This window comes from Actinoplanes sichuanensis (genome assembly GCF_033097365.1).
GTDB lineage: Bacteria > Actinomycetota > Actinomycetes > Mycobacteriales > Micromonosporaceae > Actinoplanes > Actinoplanes sichuanensis.
Genome location: NZ_AP028461.1, coordinates 11,940,745 through 11,958,808, shown reverse-complemented (window position 1 = coordinate 11,958,808; position 18,064 = coordinate 11,940,745). Strand labels below are relative to the sequence as shown.

At 67.8% G+C, this 18,064-nt stretch carries 19 protein-coding genes and 1 pseudogene; 8 read left to right on the top strand and 12 right to left on the bottom strand.

What is annotated here, in order from left to right:
• Positions 1-353: 353 nt before the first annotated feature.
• From Q0Z83_RS56040 to Q0Z83_RS54765, 5 genes and pseudogenes are all read right to left on the bottom strand, one after another.
• Positions 354-455 (bottom strand): annotated as a pseudogene (locus tag Q0Z83_RS56040) (IS5/IS1182 family transposase); the annotation flags it as partial.
• Positions 456-1,041: 586 nt separating this feature from the next.
• Positions 1,042-1,581 carry a PLP-dependent aminotransferase family protein gene (locus tag Q0Z83_RS54780; RefSeq protein WP_317791480.1) on the bottom strand — a complete coding sequence of 180 codons (540 nt, stop codon included), beginning with the start codon at positions 1,579-1,581 and terminating at the stop codon, positions 1,042-1,044.
• A 63-nt stretch (positions 1,582-1,644) separates the two neighbouring features.
• The gene (locus Q0Z83_RS54775) at positions 1,645-2,547 is read right to left on the bottom strand and encodes an IS982 family transposase (protein ID WP_317791479.1); all 903 of its coding nucleotides are present in this window, start codon (positions 2,545-2,547) and stop codon (positions 1,645-1,647) included.
• A gap of 74 nt (positions 2,548-2,621) precedes the next feature.
• Positions 2,622-3,212, bottom strand: a complete 591-nt coding sequence (locus Q0Z83_RS54770) for a PLP-dependent aminotransferase family protein (protein WP_317791478.1) — start codon at positions 3,210-3,212, stop codon at positions 2,622-2,624.
• Positions 3,209-4,372 carry a cytochrome P450 gene (locus Q0Z83_RS54765; protein WP_317791477.1) on the bottom strand — a complete coding sequence of 388 codons (1,164 nt, stop codon included), beginning with the start codon at positions 4,370-4,372 and terminating at the stop codon, positions 3,209-3,211. The genes Q0Z83_RS54770 and Q0Z83_RS54765 overlap by 4 nt, the downstream gene beginning before the upstream one ends.
• Before the next feature lie 202 nt (positions 4,373-4,574).
• Here Q0Z83_RS54765 and istA point away from each other — a divergent pair, with 202 nt between their 5' ends.
• From istA to Q0Z83_RS54745, 4 genes are all read left to right on the top strand, one after another.
• Positions 4,575-5,261, top strand: coding sequence for an IS21 family transposase (gene istA, locus Q0Z83_RS54760; protein WP_317791476.1), 687 nt, complete (start codon positions 4,575-4,577; stop codon positions 5,259-5,261).
• Between the two features lie 174 nt (positions 5,262-5,435).
• Positions 5,436-6,533, top strand: a complete 1,098-nt coding sequence (locus Q0Z83_RS54755; protein WP_317791475.1) for a tyrosine-type recombinase/integrase — start codon at positions 5,436-5,438, stop codon at positions 6,531-6,533.
• Positions 6,530-6,850, top strand: coding sequence for a helix-turn-helix domain-containing protein (locus Q0Z83_RS54750; protein ID WP_317791474.1), 321 nt, complete (start codon positions 6,530-6,532; stop codon positions 6,848-6,850). Before Q0Z83_RS54755 ends, Q0Z83_RS54750 begins: the two co-directional genes overlap by 4 nt.
• A 251-nt stretch (positions 6,851-7,101) precedes the next feature.
• On the top strand, positions 7,102-8,463 hold the full coding sequence (locus Q0Z83_RS54745; protein ID WP_317791473.1) for a hypothetical protein: 1,362 nt from the start codon (positions 7,102-7,104) through the stop codon (positions 8,461-8,463).
• On the opposite strand, the gene Q0Z83_RS54740 is transcribed toward Q0Z83_RS54745, so the two are convergent.
• Positions 8,414-9,034, bottom strand: a complete 621-nt coding sequence (locus Q0Z83_RS54740; RefSeq protein WP_317791472.1) for a hypothetical protein — start codon at positions 9,032-9,034, stop codon at positions 8,414-8,416. The two genes, Q0Z83_RS54745 and Q0Z83_RS54740, sit on opposite strands and share 50 nt — an antisense overlap.
• Positions 9,035-9,336: 302 nt before the next feature.
• Here Q0Z83_RS54740 and Q0Z83_RS54735 point away from each other — a divergent pair, with 302 nt between their 5' ends.
• From Q0Z83_RS54735 to Q0Z83_RS54725, 3 genes are all read left to right on the top strand, one after another.
• Positions 9,337-10,197 (top strand): Mu transposase domain-containing protein, encoded by an 861-nt coding sequence (locus tag Q0Z83_RS54735; protein ID WP_317791471.1) that lies wholly within the window; start codon positions 9,337-9,339, stop codon positions 10,195-10,197.
• Positions 10,194-11,042 (top strand): IS21-like element helper ATPase IstB, encoded by an 849-nt coding sequence (istB, locus tag Q0Z83_RS54730; protein WP_317791470.1) that lies wholly within the window; start codon positions 10,194-10,196, stop codon positions 11,040-11,042. The genes Q0Z83_RS54735 and istB overlap by 4 nt, the downstream gene beginning before the upstream one ends.
• A gap of 73 nt (positions 11,043-11,115) precedes the next feature.
• The gene (locus Q0Z83_RS54725; protein ID WP_317791469.1) at positions 11,116-11,391 is read left to right on the top strand and encodes a hypothetical protein; all 276 of its coding nucleotides are present in this window, start codon (positions 11,116-11,118) and stop codon (positions 11,389-11,391) included.
• 60 nt (positions 11,392-11,451) lie between these two features.
• On the opposite strand, the gene Q0Z83_RS54720 is transcribed toward Q0Z83_RS54725, so the two are convergent.
• From Q0Z83_RS54720 to Q0Z83_RS54695, 6 genes are all read right to left on the bottom strand, one after another.
• Positions 11,452-12,156, bottom strand: a complete 705-nt coding sequence (locus Q0Z83_RS54720) for a hypothetical protein (RefSeq protein WP_317797388.1) — start codon at positions 12,154-12,156, stop codon at positions 11,452-11,454.
• 372 nt (positions 12,157-12,528) lie between these two features.
• On the bottom strand, positions 12,529-12,690 hold the full coding sequence (locus tag Q0Z83_RS54715) for a hypothetical protein (RefSeq protein WP_317791468.1): 162 nt from the start codon (positions 12,688-12,690) through the stop codon (positions 12,529-12,531).
• 51 nt (positions 12,691-12,741) lie between these two features.
• The gene (locus tag Q0Z83_RS54710) at positions 12,742-14,517 is read right to left on the bottom strand and encodes an asparagine synthetase B family protein (protein ID WP_317791467.1); all 1,776 of its coding nucleotides are present in this window, start codon (positions 14,515-14,517) and stop codon (positions 12,742-12,744) included.
• 58 nt (positions 14,518-14,575) lie between these two features.
• Entirely contained in the window at positions 14,576-15,262 is a 687-nt protein-coding gene (locus Q0Z83_RS54705; RefSeq protein ID WP_317791466.1) for a hypothetical protein, read from the bottom strand.
• 7 nt (positions 15,263-15,269) lie between these two features.
• Complete coding sequence (locus Q0Z83_RS54700; protein WP_317791465.1) at positions 15,270-15,929, bottom strand: hypothetical protein; 660 nt, start codon at positions 15,927-15,929, stop codon at positions 15,270-15,272.
• Positions 15,930-15,961: 32 nt separating this feature from the next.
• Positions 15,962-16,753: a hypothetical protein gene (locus Q0Z83_RS54695; protein WP_317791464.1), complete on the bottom strand. Its 792-nt coding sequence runs from the start codon at positions 16,751-16,753 to the stop codon at positions 15,962-15,964.
• 527 nt (positions 16,754-17,280) lie between these two features.
• On the opposite strand from Q0Z83_RS54695, the gene Q0Z83_RS54690 reads away from it, so the two are divergent.
• Positions 17,281-17,976 (top strand): hypothetical protein, encoded by a 696-nt coding sequence (locus Q0Z83_RS54690; protein WP_317791463.1) that lies wholly within the window; start codon positions 17,281-17,283, stop codon positions 17,974-17,976.
• The last annotated feature ends 88 nt before the right edge of the window (positions 17,977-18,064 follow it).

The window sequence follows — 18,064 nt, the reverse complement described above, 5'->3', positions numbered from 1 at the left end:
GATGGATGATTTCCTCACGCAGGGAACGGCCGGCACACAGCCATTACGCGAGTTCGGCGGCTTCCGCCGAACCTAGCGAGGCGAAAGATGTACCGGATGCAGAATCGAAGCAGCAGCGGTCGTCCCGTGTGCGCTGTCGGTCACGGCCAGGCCGACCACGGCGACCATCGCCGACGCCCCCCGGTACGCGACCGGCGGGTTCCGTTGGCCTCGACTGGCTGATTGATTTACCTGCCATGCGCCGCCTTGTCGCTGCAAGAAACTCACCTACTCAGCGGGCAATGTGACCCCTCGTCGTGGGTGTCGTGGCGACGCGGCGAATCGTCGATGTAAACCGCGTCTCTTCATCCTGCTTAGCGGTTGTTTTCGACGTGGCACAGGACGATGATGACCCGCACGATTGCGGTCGCTCGGCGTGGGCAGCAACGCTGCTTGACCGGGATCCTCCAGGTTTTACTGTCCTGCCTGGAGCCTCGCCTCATCGATCACTCACACCACAACGGCAAGGACTGCCTGCAAGATCAGATTGAGAAAGGCTCAACGAGCGGGGCGTCATTGTGCTGGGGTTGCTTCCTCTATCCGGATGGCGAAACGGATTGCGCAAAGCAGAACTAACGACACCCACGATAGAACGGGCCGACCCCAATAGATCAACCATCCGCCCATATCCATGATGGCGACTGAGGGAGGATCGTTCGCGAGAGTGCTCCTAATACTTAGAATGAGACAGACGGCAAGCGCGGCCAGTAGGGGCCAGGGGAGCATGACGAGGGCGATTGCGGGCGGTCTGAGAATGCCGGGCAGGAGCAAGCTGATGAGCATGCTGCCGAGCACCCCACCTAACAGAACAGGAGTGAGCTTCCAGCCTTCCTCGGTGATGAAGCTGGCGATATCTCCGATCCCCATTTCAAGTCCCCTTCGCGGTCGCCAGCTGCGAGCGTGTCCGTCAATTCCGAAATTGACGGTCTGATAGGTTCGGTCAGCTTGAAGGTGGGCTCCAGAAGCGGCACGTGGGTTAGCATTCCACTCATCGGACCCCCTTCAAGGTCTTGTGGCAGACCGTTGCTCGCCGAGCTCATCGGCGAACTCATCGATCTGGCGGATGGTGACTCCGGGCATGCAGATGAGGTGTGACCATCCAGCGGTGCTTGGCAGCCGCCATCGAGTGCGTACGGCGTCCGGCGGCTCGCGCAGCATCACGGTGAACGCGCCGGGGTTGCGCCAGTGGGGCCAGCCGAGGTGTTGCAGGCGTCGGCAGGCGTAGGTGGCGACGTCTCTCGCACGGTGGGTGCGGTCCGACAGCCCTGCTGTGCCGAGGGTGTCGAGGGCGTAGGCCAGCATGACCGCGCCGAGGCCGTTGCGAGATCCGCTGATGGAGGTGTCGGGTGCGCCGGTGTAACGGATCGCCGCGGGCAGATCGTCGGGGCCTCGCCGGGTGAGGACGACGCCGCAGACCAGGGGTGTGCCGAAGAATTTGTGGCCGCTGATGCTGATGCTGTCGGCGCCGTCAGCGAGGTCGAAGGCAGGGCGGTTGGCGGTGACTGCCAGCGGGACGCCGGCGAGGGCGGCGTCGCTGTGCACGTATCGGTGGGTGATCCCGGCGGCGTCGAGCGCCTAGATGATTGAGTCCTAAATCTTTGCTGGTCAATGGTCGTACGCGATGAGTGATCGTGGGTTGGGTGCGTTGATGTTGGTGTTGTGCCAGATCACCGCTGCCAGAGCCAGGAGACGCTGACCGACGCGGGCGAACAGGCCGTCGTGGCGTCGGGCTCCGTGGCGTTCCAGGGAGAGCTGGCCTTTCAGGGTTTGGAAGATCGACTCGATCCATTGGCGGCAGCGCAGCAACGCCTGTTCGGCCGGGGTGCGCGGGGCGTCGGCCTTGGCGTTGGCGCGTTTCGGGCGGACCAGGTGAATGCCGGTCAGGTCGCAGAACCGGTCGAACTCCGGACTGGCGAACCCGCGGTCGGCCAGGATGACCTGACCGTCGGCGATGAGGTGGTGATCGGCCTCGATCAGGGCGGTCATCACCTCACGCTCGTCGAGTTTCGGGTGGGCCAGACACCACAGCACGGGCATGCCCTCGGCGGTGGCCAGGAGGTAGAGGCGCATGCCCCAGAAGAATCGGGAGTGGCTGGCGCTGTAGCCGTAGCCGGCGTGACCGGCCAGGTCCGAGCGTTTCACCGTCTCCCGCGAGGTGCCGCAGGCCACCGGGGTCGAGTCGATCAGCCGCAGGATCGGGACACCCGATCCGGTGACATCGGCCAGGGCCCGCAGCACTCTCGCCAGGAGTGGGCCGCTGGCCCGGACGCGTTTGCCGTACCCGGACGCGGTCGGAAGGTAGGGGAAAGCGCCGCGCAGATGGGCGTGTGCGTAACGGATCCAGTGCCGTTCACGAGGGAAATCGAACAGGACCTGCGTGATCATCAGGCAGACCAGTTCGGCGTCGGACAACTGCCGGGGCCTGCCAGGCCTGCGCCGGTGCGGGACCAGATGATCGTCTACGAACACGTACAGTGCGGTCAGAAGGGTGTCGATGTCAGCAGTCACGAGCAGACAACGACACCCTTCCCTATATCGGTACGGCCAAGCCCTCCACCAGCCCAGATTTAGGACTCAACCATCTAGTGGATGCGGTGCACGTCGTCGACGGCCTCGGTCATAGTGGTGCCGATGTTCGCCGTCACGATCGCCGGTCGGCTGCGGCGCTGGCCGGCCTGGCGCTGCAGGTCAGCGTAGTCGATTTCCCCGTTGGGCAGGATGGCGACGGTGACGCTGGGCAGGCCGAGCAGGTGTTCGGCTTTCGCGACGCTGTAGTGGGCGGCGGCGCTGTGGAAGGCGACGGCGTTGGGCAGTCGGGTCCGGCCGAGCCACAACCCGTAGTGGTTGCCTTCGGTGCCGCCGCTGGTGACGTATCCGGTCCAGCCCCGCGGGGCGCGGAACAGCTGCGCGAAGTAGTCGAGCAGGTCGCGTTCGATGCCTTTGGCGTGCATCGGCTGCAGGCCGTCGGTCCAGGGATCGCCGAGGTTGTTGAGCAGCACGCCGAGCAGAGGTCCCAGGGGCCGGTAGTCGATGTCGGTGGCGGCGGGGAATCCGATGCTGGTCTGCGCGGCCGTGGTGAGCTGTTGCAGCAGCAGCTCGAAGCGGGGCGTCATCGTGGGCTGATGCGTGGCGGCCCGCGGCCACCGACGGGGCCGGTTCAGGTAGATGGTCATGGCTGTTCTCCGATATCGGGATCGTGGCTGAACGGGCAGACGGTGACGGCCGGCAGGCCCGCATGGCTGAGCAGGCGGATGTCCGGCGCGAACCGGTGGCGGCTGGCGGCGATCCGCTGGTACGGCAGCCGCCGGGCGAGGACACGCAGGGTGGCTCGCAGTTGCAGGCGTGCCAGGGCTGCGCCGAGGCAGTGATGTGGTCCGGCGCCGAAGCTCAGGTGCTGCGACAGCCTGGCCCGTCCGGGATCGAACTGGTGGGGGCCGGGGTAGATGCGCGGGTCGTGGTTGGCGCTGCCGATCAGCAGCAGGCAGCGGCTGCCAGCGGGAATGGTCGTCTCGTCGAGGGTGACGTCGGTGGTGGTGACGCGCAGCAGACCGGCGAGGGCGGACGTGTGTCGCAGGCTCTCTTCGACGTGGGTGGTCAGGTAGTGGTCGTCGTCGGCGAGCCGTGCCCACCGGTGCGGGTCTGCCTGCGCGTGGTCGATGGCGTAAGCGAGGGCGCTGCTGGTGGTGTGCCAGCCCGCGACGGTCAGGTGGAAGGCCAGCGCGGCGATCGTGTCGACGTTCAGCCGGGTGTCGTCGCCGTCGCGGTGGCGCAGCAGCTCGCCGATAAGTCCAGGGCCCGGGTCGCCAAGGTCAGCGCGGGCGGTGACGACGGTCCGGCACCAGCCTAAGAACCCGCGTGGGGCGTGTGCCCTGCCCGGCGATGCCGCAGCTGCCAGACCATCGGCGGTCGGCTGCCGGAGCCAGTTCGCCCAGTCCGGAAGGCTGTCGGCGGTGTCGCTGGGCAGCCCGAGGACATCGAGGATCACCAGCAGGGGCAGACGGGCGGCGACCCCCGACACCAGGTCGACGGGGTTGCCGGTGAGGTTGGCGGTGAGATGTTCGGCGTGGGCCGTAACTGTGGCGGCCCACTTCTGGCCGGCCCGCTCGGGGGTGCTCGGGAACATCTCGCGTAGCAGAGCGCGGATGCGGGTGTGTTGTGCCGGATCGGCGCCGCCGAACAGGGCGGGCACGTCGAGGCCGGCCCACACGGCGGCGGCGTCAGCCAGCGGGCGGATCGGTGCCAGGTGCGTGGAGGTGAAGAACAGTTGCGGTTCGGTCAGGGTGATTTGAAGAGGTAGTTCTGGCCCCAGCAGTCCAACTTCTTTTGGCTCCACCGGCGAGCGTGAGGATTGTGTTCCAACTTCTGTTGGCTCCACACGGTCATCGATGAAGTTGGTAAGGACTGATCCGGGTCGGAGAGCTTGTTTGGCCCCACCGGGTGCGGGTGGTGAGGCGTTCCCTCGGCCGGGTGACTTGGTGGCGCATCGATTGGTGTGGGTGCGACTGTGCACCGTCGGTCATGTCGGGAGGCCGTTGGTGTTGTCGCGTGTGGAGTTGTTCGAGCGGATCCGCCGGGATCGCCGGTTGGAGCCGGAGATTTCCCAGCGGGAGTTGGCACGCCGGTATGGCGTTCATCGCCGGACCGTGCGGGAGGCGTTGCACTCGCCGGTGCCGCCGCCGCGCAAGAAGCCGTCCAAGACTCGGGCTTCGGTGCTGGGGCCGGCGATGGACTGGATCGACGCGATGCTGCGTGAGGATCTGAGCGCGCCGCGCAAGCAGCGTCACACCGCCCGGCGGATCTACGACCGGTTGCGGGTCGAGTACGACTTCAACCTGGCCTGCTATTCGACGGTATGCACCTACGTCAACAAGCGGCGCGCGGAGATCCTGGCCGATGCTCGTGAGGGCCGGGTGCACCTGGAAGGCACGGTCCCGCAGCTTCACGCGCCTGGCGCCGAGGCCGAGGTCGATTTCGCTGACGTGTGGGTGCGGCTGGCCGGTGAGCCGATGCAGTGTCACCTGTTCACGCTGCGGTTGTCCTACTCCGGCAAGGCCGTGCACCGCGTCTACATTTCCGAGGCGCAAGAGGCGTTCATGCAAGGCCACGTGGAAGCGTTTCGGGTGCTGGGCGGGGTTCCGACACGGCACATCCGTTACGACAATCTCAAGCCGGCGGTGAACCGGGTCTGCTTCGGCCGCACCCGGGTGGAGTCACAACGCTAGACGGCGTTCAGATCGTTCTAAACCCGTGTTGCCGTGAGTTCCCGCAGCCGGATGTCCACCGTGGGCAGCCTGGTGACCGGGCTGACCTGGGCGCAGGGCTGGACTCCTGATCTTCGATGAATCTATGATCCAGTCTCGGAATTCCTGAGATATCCGTCGGGAAGCCGATGGTCGTTGGGGATTCTCGAGCTGGAGGCCGCTGTGTCGGTGGCAGTGGTCAGGGACCTGCGGGCGCATCAGCGCCTGGACGGACCCGGCCAGATCGCGGCGTTCGAGCAAGATCTGCTGGCCGAGTTCGTGCTGGCCCGCTCGTCAGCGGGGATCACCGACGCGACGATCCGAGCCGATGTGGCCGCGGTTGAGGAACTGCGGGAGTGGTTCGGCCGGCCGCTATGGGAGATGACGCCCCAGCACCTCGACACCTTCTTCGGTCGGCATCTGCGGCAGGCGATGCCGGGCACGAAGGTTCGCAAGGCGGCCGGGTTCGCTGTCTACTTCGAGTTCCTGGAGCTGCGGCACAAGCCGGACATCCACGCGGCTACCGGGTTCGTGGTCGAGTCACCGCTGGACGAGATGAACCGGCCGCGCGGCGGCACCCATGGCCGGTTGCGGATCCCTCCGACGCCGCGGGAGGTCACGCAGCTGTTCACCGGCTGGCAGCACGGGCTGGACAGTGCGCGAAAGTACGCACCGGCTGTCCGCAACTACACCGCATTTCGGCTGGTCAGCTTGATCGGGCCGCGGGTGTCGGAACTGTCTCTGCTGCGCATGGGTGACCTGCGCTGGGAACTGGGCCGGTTCGGCAAGGTACTGCTGCGCGGCAAGGGCAGCAACGGCCGCGGGAAGAAGGAACGTCTGGTCCCACTGATCAACGGCTCCCGGGAACTGCTGGACTGGTGGGTGCACGGACCGCGGTGGGAGTTCGACGACCGGGTCAACGACCCGATGGCGCCGTTGTTCCCGTCCGAACGCCGCCGGGCCGACGGCAGCAGCGGTTTCGCGACCACCGACACGCTGCGCGACGGACTCGCCGAGGCCGTCGCTATCCACCTGCCAACGCAGACCGGCCGGTTGTCGCCACACCTGCTGCGTCACTTCGCGGCCTCCGACCTCTACCGCAACGGCATGGACGTGGTCGCTATCCAGGAGATTTTGGGGCATGCCTGGCTCAACACGACGATGATCTACGTTCACGTCGACAAGACCCACATCGAAGACGCCTGGGCCGGTGCCGGCCAGCGGGCCGCGAACCGTTTCGGGAGCCGACGATGAAGTGGAATCTGCGCCTGGCCGCCGCGCAACGCGACATCTGGAAGGCCTCGCAGCTGCAAACGATGCTCGCGGACGCCGGTCTGGTGATCAGCGCCGGGAAGATGTCGCACCTGTGGTCGGGTCAGCCGGTGACGATCCGGCTGGAAGACCTGCAGATCATCTGCACGGTCCTCGGCTGCACCCCGAACGACCTGCTGGTGCTGGAAGACATTCCGCTTTCCATATCGCGTCCGGCCGAGGCGGTGCCGTTGCGGGCCGTCGCGGGCGAGGCACCGATCCAGCGGCGGCACGCCGGCCGCAGCAAACCCCCGGTATGACGACGACAGCAGGATCACCGCGTCGCCGCGGAAAACGTGTCTACCGGGGCCCGGCCCGCAGCTGCGAGCAGTGCCTGGCCTGGGGTGTGTTACGTCAGCGGGTCTGTCGTGGTTGCGAAGCTTTCGCCCGCAAGAATCCGCTCGGCACCTGCCGGACCTGCGCTCGGCGAGCCGTCGCAGTCGAGGACGGAGTCTGCCGGCTCTGCCGACGGCAGGCCAGCTTGATCGCCGGACCCCACTACAAGACTGCCTTGGATCTGACCGTTGCGGCCGAGACCGGGCAGCAACTGTTCCTCGCCGGCTTCTCTCCGCGCGCAGCCAGGACGCGCTCAAGGCCGGCAATGTCGTCGGCGGCGCCACCGCCCCCGGTGGCTGCACCGGCGCGGTCGGCGGGCTGGGAGCAGCCGGTCCTGGTCGACGCGCCGCGCGACTGCCGACACGCCAGCAGCCTCGACCCGCCTCGCGATCCCGGCTTTCTGCGCGTGGTGCTGCGCCAAGCCGCTGTCCTGGCCGAGCACAACGGCTGGCCGCCACGCACCCTTCAACAGGTCCGCCGCGGCCTGCGCATGATCGCCAGCTGTCACGAACCTGGTGAGACCGTCAAAGCCAGCACCGTCACCGCGATGAGCCCGCACGGCGTTCCCGGCCTGCGCGTACTCGAGGTCTTGTTCACCGCCGGCGACCACCTCGTCGTCGACGACCGCATCGACTCGCTCACCGTCTGGATCGACGCCAAGTTCGCCACGCTGCCCCCGCGGATGCGCGACGAGCTCGACGCCTGGATCACCATGCTGCGGCACGGCACCGCACGCCGCCGGGCCCGGCCCCGTATCACCGCCTTCACGCTGCTCGCGGCCGCCCATCCGTTCCTGATCGAGATCGCCGACCGCTACACCACGCTGCGGCAGGTTACCCGCCAGGACGTGCTCGACTGGCTCGACGGTCGCAAACATCAGACCGGCGACGCCCACGCCCTGCGCGATCTGTTCGGCGTGCTCAAAGCGCAACGCCTCGTCTTCGCCAATCCGCTAACCCGGATACACGTCAGTGGCCGGAACCCGAGCACACCGGCCGCGCTGACTGCGGAAGCACTGCACGCCATCGGCGATGCGGCCCGCAACGACCCGGCCCTGCAGACTGTGGTCGCGCTCATCGGCGTCCACGCCCTCCGCCCTCATCAGGTCCGTGACTTGATGCTCGACCAGGTCGATCTGCCCAACCAGCGCATCGACCTCGGCGCTGGCCGCCGACTCCTTGACCCGTTCACCGCCACCGCGCTAACCGGCTACCTGGACTATCGGCACGAGCGCTGGCCGGACACCGGGAACCCGCACCTGTTGCTGACCCGACGCACCGCCCACGAACGCGGACCGGTCAGCGCCTACTGGCTCACCCGCCTCTTCGACGGCCTGCCAGCCACCGCCGCCCAGCTCCGCGAAGACCGAATTCTGGAAGAGGCCCGCGCCGCCGACGGCGACCCACTGCACATCGCCGCGATGTTCGGCCTCACCGCCAAGCCAGCCCTGCGTTACGCCAAGACCGTGTGGTCTCTCGACGATTCCCTCAAGAGCCGCTCGACGCAGCTTTTCGACGCTGCAGGGCTTCACGGATAGTCAACTCACGATCCTGGCTGAAATCGACAGATTCGAGGAGTCGATCCAGTTCTCCGAAGATCCAGCCGTCAACCATCTCGGGGTAGTGATTCCTGATTGAAGGAGCGGGTTCTCTCTCACTAATCTCGTAACACCACGTCGAGACAAGGTTGTCGCCCACGGCAAGATCGCTGACCGCCGATCGCAGCCGGGCTGCATGCTCGGCCAGGGAGACCGCCCTCAGTTCCGGGAGCAGGCCGACGTTCATCCCCTCGTGAGCGATGAAGTTCCTGGCCTCGCGAGCCTTTCCCAGGACTTCGCTCACAGAGGCCCGGTCACCGAAGTCTTCGTGCGCCAGGATTCCTTGGATGGTCTGGTGCAGCTTCCTGTCCGGCGGGAGCGACGCCAACGTGTCCTCAAGGGACCGGATGGAGTCCGCCTCCACCGCCGTCACGAGATTGAAAATCTGCAGAACGCTCTTGCACTTGGCTTCAAATGCATTAGCGATATAGAGACTCTTCCCGGCAGCAAGAAGAACTGCGTCGACCAGTTCAGGGTTGCGCGTTGCTCGAACACTCAAAGACCACGACACGCGCCCAGCATAAGCGGCACGTCAACGACAATATGGACTTAGCCAAGCGGCCACCGAGCCTAGACGCTGAGCACGCGTCGGGTAGTGCGCTGAAGGCCGCGGCCTCCGGCAACCTCTGTCCGCGCGCCGAGAACCCGCGGTCTGGCACCTCAGCGACGGCGTGGGTTCTCACATCGTCAGGCTCGGTTTTCATGAACTCACCGGGGATCGGCTTTGATCCTTTTTATTGCATTCCGGGACAAGAGGGGGCTCACGAGAAGGGCGGCGTCGAGCACGAGGGCGGGCGTTTCCGGCGCACGCACTTGGTTCCCGTCCCTGAGGTCGACACCATCGAGGAGCTCAACGAACGCCTTGCGGCGATCGACGAGGCTGAGGACAAGCGGCACATCCACGGCGCCAACACCAGCATCGGGTTCAACTTCGCCGAGGAGGCGCCGCTGCTGGCGCCGCTGCCGGCCGACGACTTCGACTGCGGGGTCACCCTGACGCCGACGGTCCGCCGGGACTCGCGCATCGTGGTGCGCCAGAGCTACTACTCGGTGCCGGCCCGGTTCATCGGCCGGCAGGTGCGCGTCAGCCTGCGCGCCAACGAGCTGCTGGTCTTCGACCGCCACCGGGTCGTGGCCCGGCATCCGCGGTTGACCCGCCGTTACGCCTACCGCGACGAGCTGGATCACTACCTGGAGATCCTGATGGTCAAGCCCGGGGCCCTGGCCGGGTCGACCGGGCTGGCGCTGGCCCGCGCCGCGGGGACCTTCACCGACACCCACGACGCGTTCTGGGCCGCGGCCCGCGCCGCGCACGGCGACGCCGCCGGCACCCGCGCGTTGATCGAGGTGCTGCTGCTGCACCGCCGGATGCCGCACGAAGCGGTCCTGGCGGGCATCACCGCGACGCTGAACGCCGGGTCCAGCAGCCCCGAGCTGGTCGCGATCGAGGCCCGCAAAGCCGAACGCCGGCCGGAGACGCTGCTCGACGACGAGGACCTGGTCGAGTTGGCCGAGCCCGGACCGGGCGAGCAGGCCGCGGCCGGGAAGCCGGCCAGCACGAACGTGATCACCCTGCCCGTCCGCAACCCGGTCCTCGACGACAACCGTCCGTTGCCGTCAGTGGCCGCCTATGACCAGCTGCTCAGGCTCCGATCCTCGAAAGGCACCGCATGACTGCCACCACTGACGCGGCGCGACCGCCCACCGCAACACCCGCCCGTCCACCGGCCAAGACGCCGCGGCAACGGGTCGTTGTCCCGGGCATGGATCCGGTCGACGCCGCGATCGAGCAGGCCGCCCGGACCTTGCACCTGCCGACCATCCGCGACGGCTATGAAGAGGCCGTCGAACACGCGCTGCGGGAGCGGTCCACCTACAAGCAGTTCCTTGCCGACCTGCTGGGCACCGAGGTCGATCACCGCGATGAGCGCCGCAAGCTGCGGCTGGTCCGTGAGGCGAACTTCTCCCGCCCCAAACGCATCGAGGACTTCGACTACAGCGCCAACCCGAACGTCTTGCCCGAGCAGATCAACACGCTCTGCGACCCCGGCTGGGTCGTCGCCGGTCAGCCACTTTGCCTGATCGGTGACTCCGGCACCGGCAAGAGTCACCTGCTGATCGGAATCGGCACCGCGATCGCCGAGGCCGGCTACAAGGTCCGCTACACCACTGCGGCGAACCTGGTCAACGAGCTGGCCGAGGCCGCCGACGAACGGCAGCTGACCAAGGTCATCGCTCGCTACGGGCGCTGTGATCTGCTTTGTCTGGACGAGTTCGGCTACCTCGATCTTGACAAGGCCGGCGCGAAACTGCTGTTCCAGATCTTCACCGACCGTGAGGAACGCCGGGCCATCGCGGTCGCATCCAACGCCCCGTTCTCGGAATGGCATCGCACCTTCACCGACGCCCGGCTCTGCAAGGCCATCGTCGACCGGCTCACCTTCAACGCGCACATCATCGAGACCGGCAACGAGTCGTTCCGGCTGCTCACCACCACCCGCAAACGCGGCAAGAAGTAGTCACCCGCACCCACTCCCGGCGGCCGCGGCGCGAACCGCGTCCGGCCGCCCGGCCCGGCAGGCGAGGAGCACCGTGAACGATCCCAGCCCAGCCGACGCCCTCACCGAAGTGCCAGTGCACGCAGCCGTCCTGGACGCCACCGTCGACCTGCTCGACCTGCTCAGCGACTTCTTCACCAGCACCGACCCCGCGACACGCTCCCGGCTCGGCTGCTTCCTCGTCGACCGTTACGGCCACGAGAACACCACCGATTCGATCACCGAAGCCGCCGTGCTGCTCGAACAGCTCAGCCAGGCCGCCGAACTGCTGCATGCCCTCGCCGGGCAGGATCAGCCACCGACGGACTGACAAGCGTTGCTGTCGCCTCTCTTGGTCACGCACGGCCCAGCGGGCCCTCGGTCCATGCCATCAGGCCGTCGCTGCTGCGTTCACGCGGATCGCGATGACGACGTCGTGTCCCATGTCCGGGTCGACAACGCAGTGCAGCCCGAGGTCGGTGATGCGGCCATCTGGTCCATCTGCTACGCGGGCATCGACAGCGTGTCCCAGCAGTGGACCCAGCGAGTCGATGGTGACCTTCCACAGGTTCGGCCAGGCGCGCCTCGGTCCGACTACGAACGAAAGTTGGACGGCGATCGCCCCGTCCGGCAACGCCCGGGCCGCAGCGATCTGGTTGCGGATCTGCTGCCGGAACGCGTCGGTGACAATGGAGGCCGTCGTTCGGACCTGAAACTGCTGAGCGCCGCCTGGGTCTCGAGCCGGGCGGGCTTGAAAGACCGCGATCGAGGATGTCGGCGCGTGTCGTTTGCTGGCCCATACCGAGACGAACGGGCGCCGGATTGCTGCGGTGAGCCGTGGCACCAGCGGGCAGATGAACGTGTCCAGGTCGTTGGAGGTCAGCAACGGCACACCGTCGGGCAGCCCGAGGTCCAGCGACAGGCCGAGCGGATCAGGCGTTGCCCGCAGGTCCTCAGCGACAACCCGCCGGACATCGCCAGCCAGCGCCGCCAGCCGCTCCTTGCGGCTACTACCGGCCTCAGCATGACCGGCAAGAACGGTGGTGACATCGAGCGCCTTGCCGACCGCATGAGGACGCGCATAGAAGACCGGCATGATCACTTCTAGACGATACCCACTGAGAGCCGAACCGACCGGCCCCAGAACCCTCGATCGACCCTGAACAGGAAGAAGCCGGGCCTGTCGATTCACCTGTCGGGGGCGAACCAGACCGACCCGGTCCTGACTTCGATGCTACGACCCCAGGCAGCTCGATCAGGAGAGCCAAGGTGGGGCCAAAACAAGTTCTCGTCCCACGTTCGAGCGACACCCGCCAAGGCCGGGTGGGGCCAAAACAAGCTGGAATCGCGGCCTCCGGCCGCGACCCGTCGACGCCCTCGGTCACCGCCCGAGTGGGGCCAATAGAAGGTCTACTCGATCAAGCGATGGTCCCGAAAGAAGTTCGATCAGTGGGGCCAGAACAGGCTCTTACAAACAGGTCAGGGCGATCCTGACGTTGTCGTGACCGGCGATCAGCCACAGACCGAGCTCCGGATCGTGGAAGATGCGGCTGCTGGTGAAGCCGTCCAGCGCGTGCCGTATCTGATCGAACTCGGTGCTGCCGTGGGTGTCGCAGGGATCGAGGCGCATGGTGAGGTGTCCCGTGGATGATGAGCGCCCGCTGCTCGGGCGCAGGGCGGCTCAGTTGATGGTGATGTGGTGGCGGGCGAGCCACGCGTTGGTCTCGATGAGGTAGGCCAGGGTGGTGTGCCAGTCCCGGACCGGGGTGGTCGCGGCCGCTGTCAGCAGATGCTCGACGCGCCCCCGGTGCAGCAGCCCGTGCAGAGGCGCAGCGTGGTCGGTGACGATCGCGTGCAGGCGCTCACGGTGGGTTTTCTCCCAGGCCGCCAGCAGATGCGCGCCCGGGAACGGGCGTTGCGGTAGCCAGCTGACCGACGGTGGCAGCAGGTCGGCGGTGGCGTGGCGCAGCAGCCCGTTGGGGATGCCGAGCAGGTGCCGTAGCGGCCATGGGGTGTTCCACAGCAGTTGAGCCAGCAGCCAGTCCGCGATCGGGGTGTGCACGGTGACGCCGGCCCCGGCGGCGAGTTGGTCGAGGCGGACCAGCTGTGACGGCAGGTAGTGGGTGATGGCCAGGTGGTGCATGATCCGGCGCCGGCGGTCGATGACGTCTTCGCCGTCGGTGGCCGGGATGTCCTCGAGGGCCTGCTGGAAACGCATCGTTCGGTAGCCGCCGGGGATCAGGTGCCAGCGGGCGTCGTCGTTGAGTAGATCGGTGGCCGCAAGCCCCGACGGCAGCCACGGAAACTCGTCATGGGCTAGTGCCTGCGGGTCGTGCAGCCAGCGGTAGCCGCCGACGACGGCATCGGCGCCCAGGCCGCAGACGGCGCTGGTGTGGCCGCGGCTGGCGACATGCTGCAGCGCTGCCATCAGCGGGGCGTCGAGGTTCGTCGGGCCTGGGAAGTCGAGCGCCAGCCGGGCGCTCGCGGCGGCGTCGAGCAGCCGGTCCGTGCCCGTGGTGATGATGGTGTAGTCCATGCCGAGATGCGCTGCGGTACGTGCGGCCGCGGTGATGTCGGCGCCGGCACCCGGCGGTTGGTCGCCGGGTTCGGCGAGCGTGAGCGAGTAGCCGCTGCCACGGTTGACGTCAGGCCGGGACTGGAACGCGGCGGTGACGGCGGAGGCGATACCGCCGGACAGCAGGACCGCACCGGCGGGGCGCTGCCGCAGCGGCAAGGTCTTGTCCGCCAGCGCCTGCCGCAGGCTGTGGGCGGTCCCGTCGAGGTCCTGGCCGTGCTCGTCGGCCTGCAACTGCCAATACCGGTGCAGCCGGATACCGGCCGGGGTGGCGCGCAGCAGCTGGCCGGGCAGCAGCTCACGGACGTTGCGGATGACGCCGTGACCCGGCGTGCGGGTGGGGCCGAGGGTGAGCAGTTCGTTGAGGCCGTCGGCGTCGACGATCGTAGGCACGTCGGGGTGCGCTAGCAGGGCGGTGGCCGTGCTGGCGAACAGCAGGCCGTGCGGCTGGGGCATCCAGTAGAGGGTTTTGGTGCCGAGTGGGTCGCGGATCAGCAGTAGTTGCCGTGCCTGGTTGTCCCAGATCGCGATGGTGTAGGTGCCGTCGATGCGGTCGACCAGGGCGGCGCCCCACTGGCGGTAGGCGTGTAGCAGCACCTCGGCGTCGCTGCTCAACGGGCGGGCCCGCTGGTACAGCTGTTCCTCGAGGCGGATCCTGTTGGTCAGGTGGCCGTCGATGAGCAGCATCAGGTCGGGGTCGCGGCGTTCAGGATGGCGCCAGTCGGCGTAGCCGCTCGTGGGGCCGCGGCGGGCGAGGGCGGCATGCCGGGTCGCATGAGCCAGCCCGTCGCTGGTGGGCGCGAGCGCGTCGGCGAGGGCGCGCAGGATCTTTTGCTGGTCGCGGAGGTCGCGGGCGGTGTCGGTCCAGCCGGTGATACCCATGCCAGAGTTCTCCTCGCGGTGCCGGGACGTATGAATGCATGCGGTGTGAGTCAGCAGGTCAGGCGGCGGCGGGGCGGCCGACGACAGCAAGACGCTGAGCAGCGGGCCGTAGGGCGGGCCACAGTGGTGGCCCCGCCGGTAGGCGGAGTGCTTCGCTCGGCTGGAATCCCGCGTCCATCAGCGCACCGAGCTGCACTTGGTTGGCGGCGTAGGCGAACGAGGCGACGCCTACCCGGTCCAGGCGCTGCTGGCGATGGGCCAGCAGGGCGGCCGCGTCGGCCGGGTCCGGTGCGACGAGTACGGCAAGGTGCAGGTGCGGGACCGTTGGCGCATGGTGGGCGGCGATGTCGGCGAGCAGCAGCACGGCGTCGCTGTCGGGGCCGCATTCTTCTTGCAGGCGCCGCAGCTGGCCAGGCGCTGGTAGCGGCCGGGTGCGGTCGAGCCAGATCGCCACTGCCCGGTCACCTACGAGCCGGTCGACGAACCCGTTCTGCAGGGCCTGCTCGATGAGTAGCGCGAAGCCAGCGCGCAGGGCGGCAGGCCGGCGGCGGCGGTCGGGTAGCAGCCAGCCGGCCACCGGCTCGTCCTGGGTGTAGTGCGCCGCCACGGCGGCGACCGCAGGAATGTCGGCACGGTTGATGCAGGTGATTGCCGGCGCGGGAGCCGCGGGGTACTCGATCATGGGGCGCTGCCGCGGAGGGAAGCGGCTGGTCAGCTGCGCCGCGGCTTCCGTGGCGGTGTGCACGCCGAGCTCATCTTCCGGCCGACAGAACGCCGGCCTGTGTGACGGCGCCGCTCTGGTCGGGCCGGGTGTTCGAGATTCGGCCGGGGAGCCCTGACCAGCCGTCGGTGTGGCCGGTCAGGTCGGCGGCTGTCGGTGGTGGCATCGGCCGGTCCTGCTGCGGTGCACAGCTTGCCGAGGCGATGTTGATGACGGTGCTCTCTCCGGAGTGAACCCGGATTTGCATGCCGACGACGGTGGTCGAGCCGTCCTGGTTCTTGGTGCGCACGTCGTAGGCGACGGTCGCCGCGCCGTTCACATCGCCGGTGACGTCGACAGCCCGCGATGTCACGGCTCCCTGACGGCAGTGCGCGATGACGGCAGCTGCGCGGATGGTGCCGCCGAGCACGGTGATGTCGGTGGCGACAGCGTCCGCGTGCCCTTCGCCTGCGATGGCGTGGCCCCATCCGACGACCATCCGGCCGTCGGCCGACCGCGCGCCGCCGGTGTTCTCGCTGGTTCGGCTGGAGGAACTGTAGGCGTTCGGCCCGGCAGACAGTGGCTGATCACCGTAGGCGAAGACGACGAAGGCGGCGTCGTACGGCGCCGGCGCAGGGGGCACAGTGGCAAACAGGGCACCGCCGCCGGCGAGGGCGGTGGCCGCGAGCAGGGCGTACGGGGACACAGTCATCGAGTGGCTTCCTTCTCGTGAAAGTGGCTGGGTCAGCGGTAGACGCGCACGAGCGAGCCGAGCCGGACACGGGTCAGTGCGTCCATGGCCTCGGGCGGTACGCGAATGCAGGTCCGGCAGTCCGGGGCGCGGTCGCCGGCCCGCGCTACCGCGGAGTGAATGGCTACGGTGCCGAGGGAGCCGGTGCAGGCCGACGGGGTCGCGCCGTGCATGCCGAGGGCGAGAACCCTGGCCGGCGCGCCGTCCGGTGTGCCGGCCAGAAGGAAGGTGCGCCCGGCGGGTGTCGGTGTCTCTGAGGTGCCTGGCCAGGCTTTCCAGCTGCGGGCCAGATTCCCGTTGGTGAACAGCTGCAGCCTGTGGGACCTCCGGTGCAGTCGCAGTTCGTACGGAGTCACCGTGAGATCGAGTTCGGCTGCGCGGATCCAGCCGCTGGCGTCACCGGGGTGTGAGGGCAGCAGGACCTGCACCCAGCCGGGTTGCTGGTCGATGACAGGCAGCCAGGTGTCGATGCCGTTCTGCTGGGGTGCGAGCCAGGCGATCGCGGGAGCGGCCGGGGCCGCGTAGACGTGTACCGGCTGCCGGTTGTGGGCGATGACCCCCGCCGTGCCGCGGGCGGCGAGATCACGTGGCGCAGCGTCGAGCCTCTGCGACGGCGTTACCTCTGGCAGTGACGCGAGGTCGCCGATCTCAGCCGTCGACAGTATCGACGGCGGCGTCTCCGAAGGCGTCCTGCGATACGGGTCGATGCCGGTGAGGTGGGCGCTAATACCGCGACGCAGGAGCAGGGGGGTGATCAGAGCGAGCCCGGTGGCGGCGCACACCACGGTTCGTGACCATGGGCTCTGCGCCACTAGGCGGTGGTGAAGGACGTGGGTCAGCCGATGGCCCCGCAGAGGGCGGACCGGCGGCCTGAGCTGTCCGGAACGGATTGCGGTTTTCATGCCCGTCGCGCCTTGTCGGCGCCGCAGGCTTGCCGCTCGGCCCGGCGGCACGCCACGACCAGTCGGATCCGGCTCACCTGGCGCCGAGCCGGTGCCGGTAGGCGCCGAACACTGGCGTTGACGCGCGCGCCCGGCTGGTGTCCGGAATTTGGCACATCGGGTGCCGGGGGCGACGTCTGGCCCCTTCCGGTGGCCTCGTTTAGAGTTCGTTGAACTTTGATCACGTCTCGACCCTCGGCCAATGGCGGCGCGATCGATAGATGACTCCGGTTGTCTCCGGTTGTCTGGGGTTGTCCCGCGAAGACAACGGACGTGATCTGAAGTGGCACGGGCATTGGTCAAGAAGCGGCCGGCGCGTGGTGTTGGCGCCGAACACAGACGCGACTGTGAGTACCCCGGGGGACGAGGACATGAGTGCGATTACGCACGACCTGTTACAGCGGGACACCGGACTTCCGGAGCCGGTACGGCAGGCTCTGAATGAGTACGGCAGGGCCTGCAATCTGGCCGCGATAGCCGTCAATCAGGCGTTCACCATTGCGGTGCAATACACCACCGCCCGGGAGATGCGGGCAGCGGACGATCCAGCAGAGGCGCAGGCAGGATCGGGGAGGCCTTCACCCCAGGCACAGGTCATCGTCGATTTGGAAGCGGTCGCTGACAACTTCCATACGCAAACCTTGGTCGCGCTGGCGCGGGTTGCCGCCTCCTACGCTGCTTACGCGACGCAGGTCGCGGTTGCCGCTATCGCCGGTGAACCTCTGCCGCTGCCGGGCTCGGAACAGATCAGGCCGTCCGACCTGATCGCCGCATTGGATCACTTCGTACCGCAGGTCCGGTTTCTGTCCTCGGGTGAAGATCCGCGGTTGGCGGAGCAGAACGATGCGGTCCGGGCCGCCCACGAGGCATTGCGCCAGGTGATCTCGCATCAACTGTGGGGCCACAACGCCCAGGCGTACGACGATCTGGCCGCCGTCAGGGCGGGCGCTGACCAGCCGCAGGGGATCACTGAGGCGTTCCCCGAGACACTGCACCGCTACGCGGCGACAGTGGCGTGGGCGCTCGGCGTCGTGATGGGACTTCGTGACGAAGGCGACGCCGGATAGACCGGCGCCGCCTCGATCATGTCGTGCGCGGGTGGGGAAAGCCCGCGCGTCCGGATAACTGGGGGACTGGCGCCGCCGAGGCACCTAT

What these genes read in the sequence shown, in the direction of transcription:
- Q0Z83_RS54770 (WP_317791478.1), bottom strand. Translation starts at nt 3,212, where the DNA reads ATGACCATCTACCTGAACCGGCCCCGTCGGTGGCCGCGGGCCGCCACG.
- Q0Z83_RS54750 (WP_317791474.1), top strand. Translation starts at nt 6,530, where the DNA reads ATGAAGTGGAATCTGCGCCTGGCCGCCGCGCAACGCGACATCTGGAAG.
- istB (WP_317791470.1), top strand. Translation starts at nt 10,194, where the DNA reads ATGACTGCCACCACTGACGCGGCGCGACCGCCCACCGCAACACCCGCC.
- Q0Z83_RS54720 (WP_317797388.1), bottom strand. Translation starts at nt 12,156, where the DNA reads ATGCCGGTCTTCTATGCGCGTCCTCATGCGGTCGGCAAGGCGCTCGAT.
- Q0Z83_RS54715 (WP_317791468.1), bottom strand. Translation starts at nt 12,690, where the DNA reads ATGCGCCTCGATCCCTGCGACACCCACGGCAGCACCGAGTTCGATCAG.
- Q0Z83_RS54710 (WP_317791467.1), bottom strand. Translation starts at nt 14,517, where the DNA reads ATGGGTATCACCGGCTGGACCGACACCGCCCGCGACCTCCGCGACCAG.
- Q0Z83_RS54700 (WP_317791465.1), bottom strand. Translation starts at nt 15,929, where the DNA reads ATGACTGTGTCCCCGTACGCCCTGCTCGCGGCCACCGCCCTCGCCGGC.
- Q0Z83_RS54690 (WP_317791463.1), top strand. Translation starts at nt 17,281, where the DNA reads ATGAGTGCGATTACGCACGACCTGTTACAGCGGGACACCGGACTTCCG.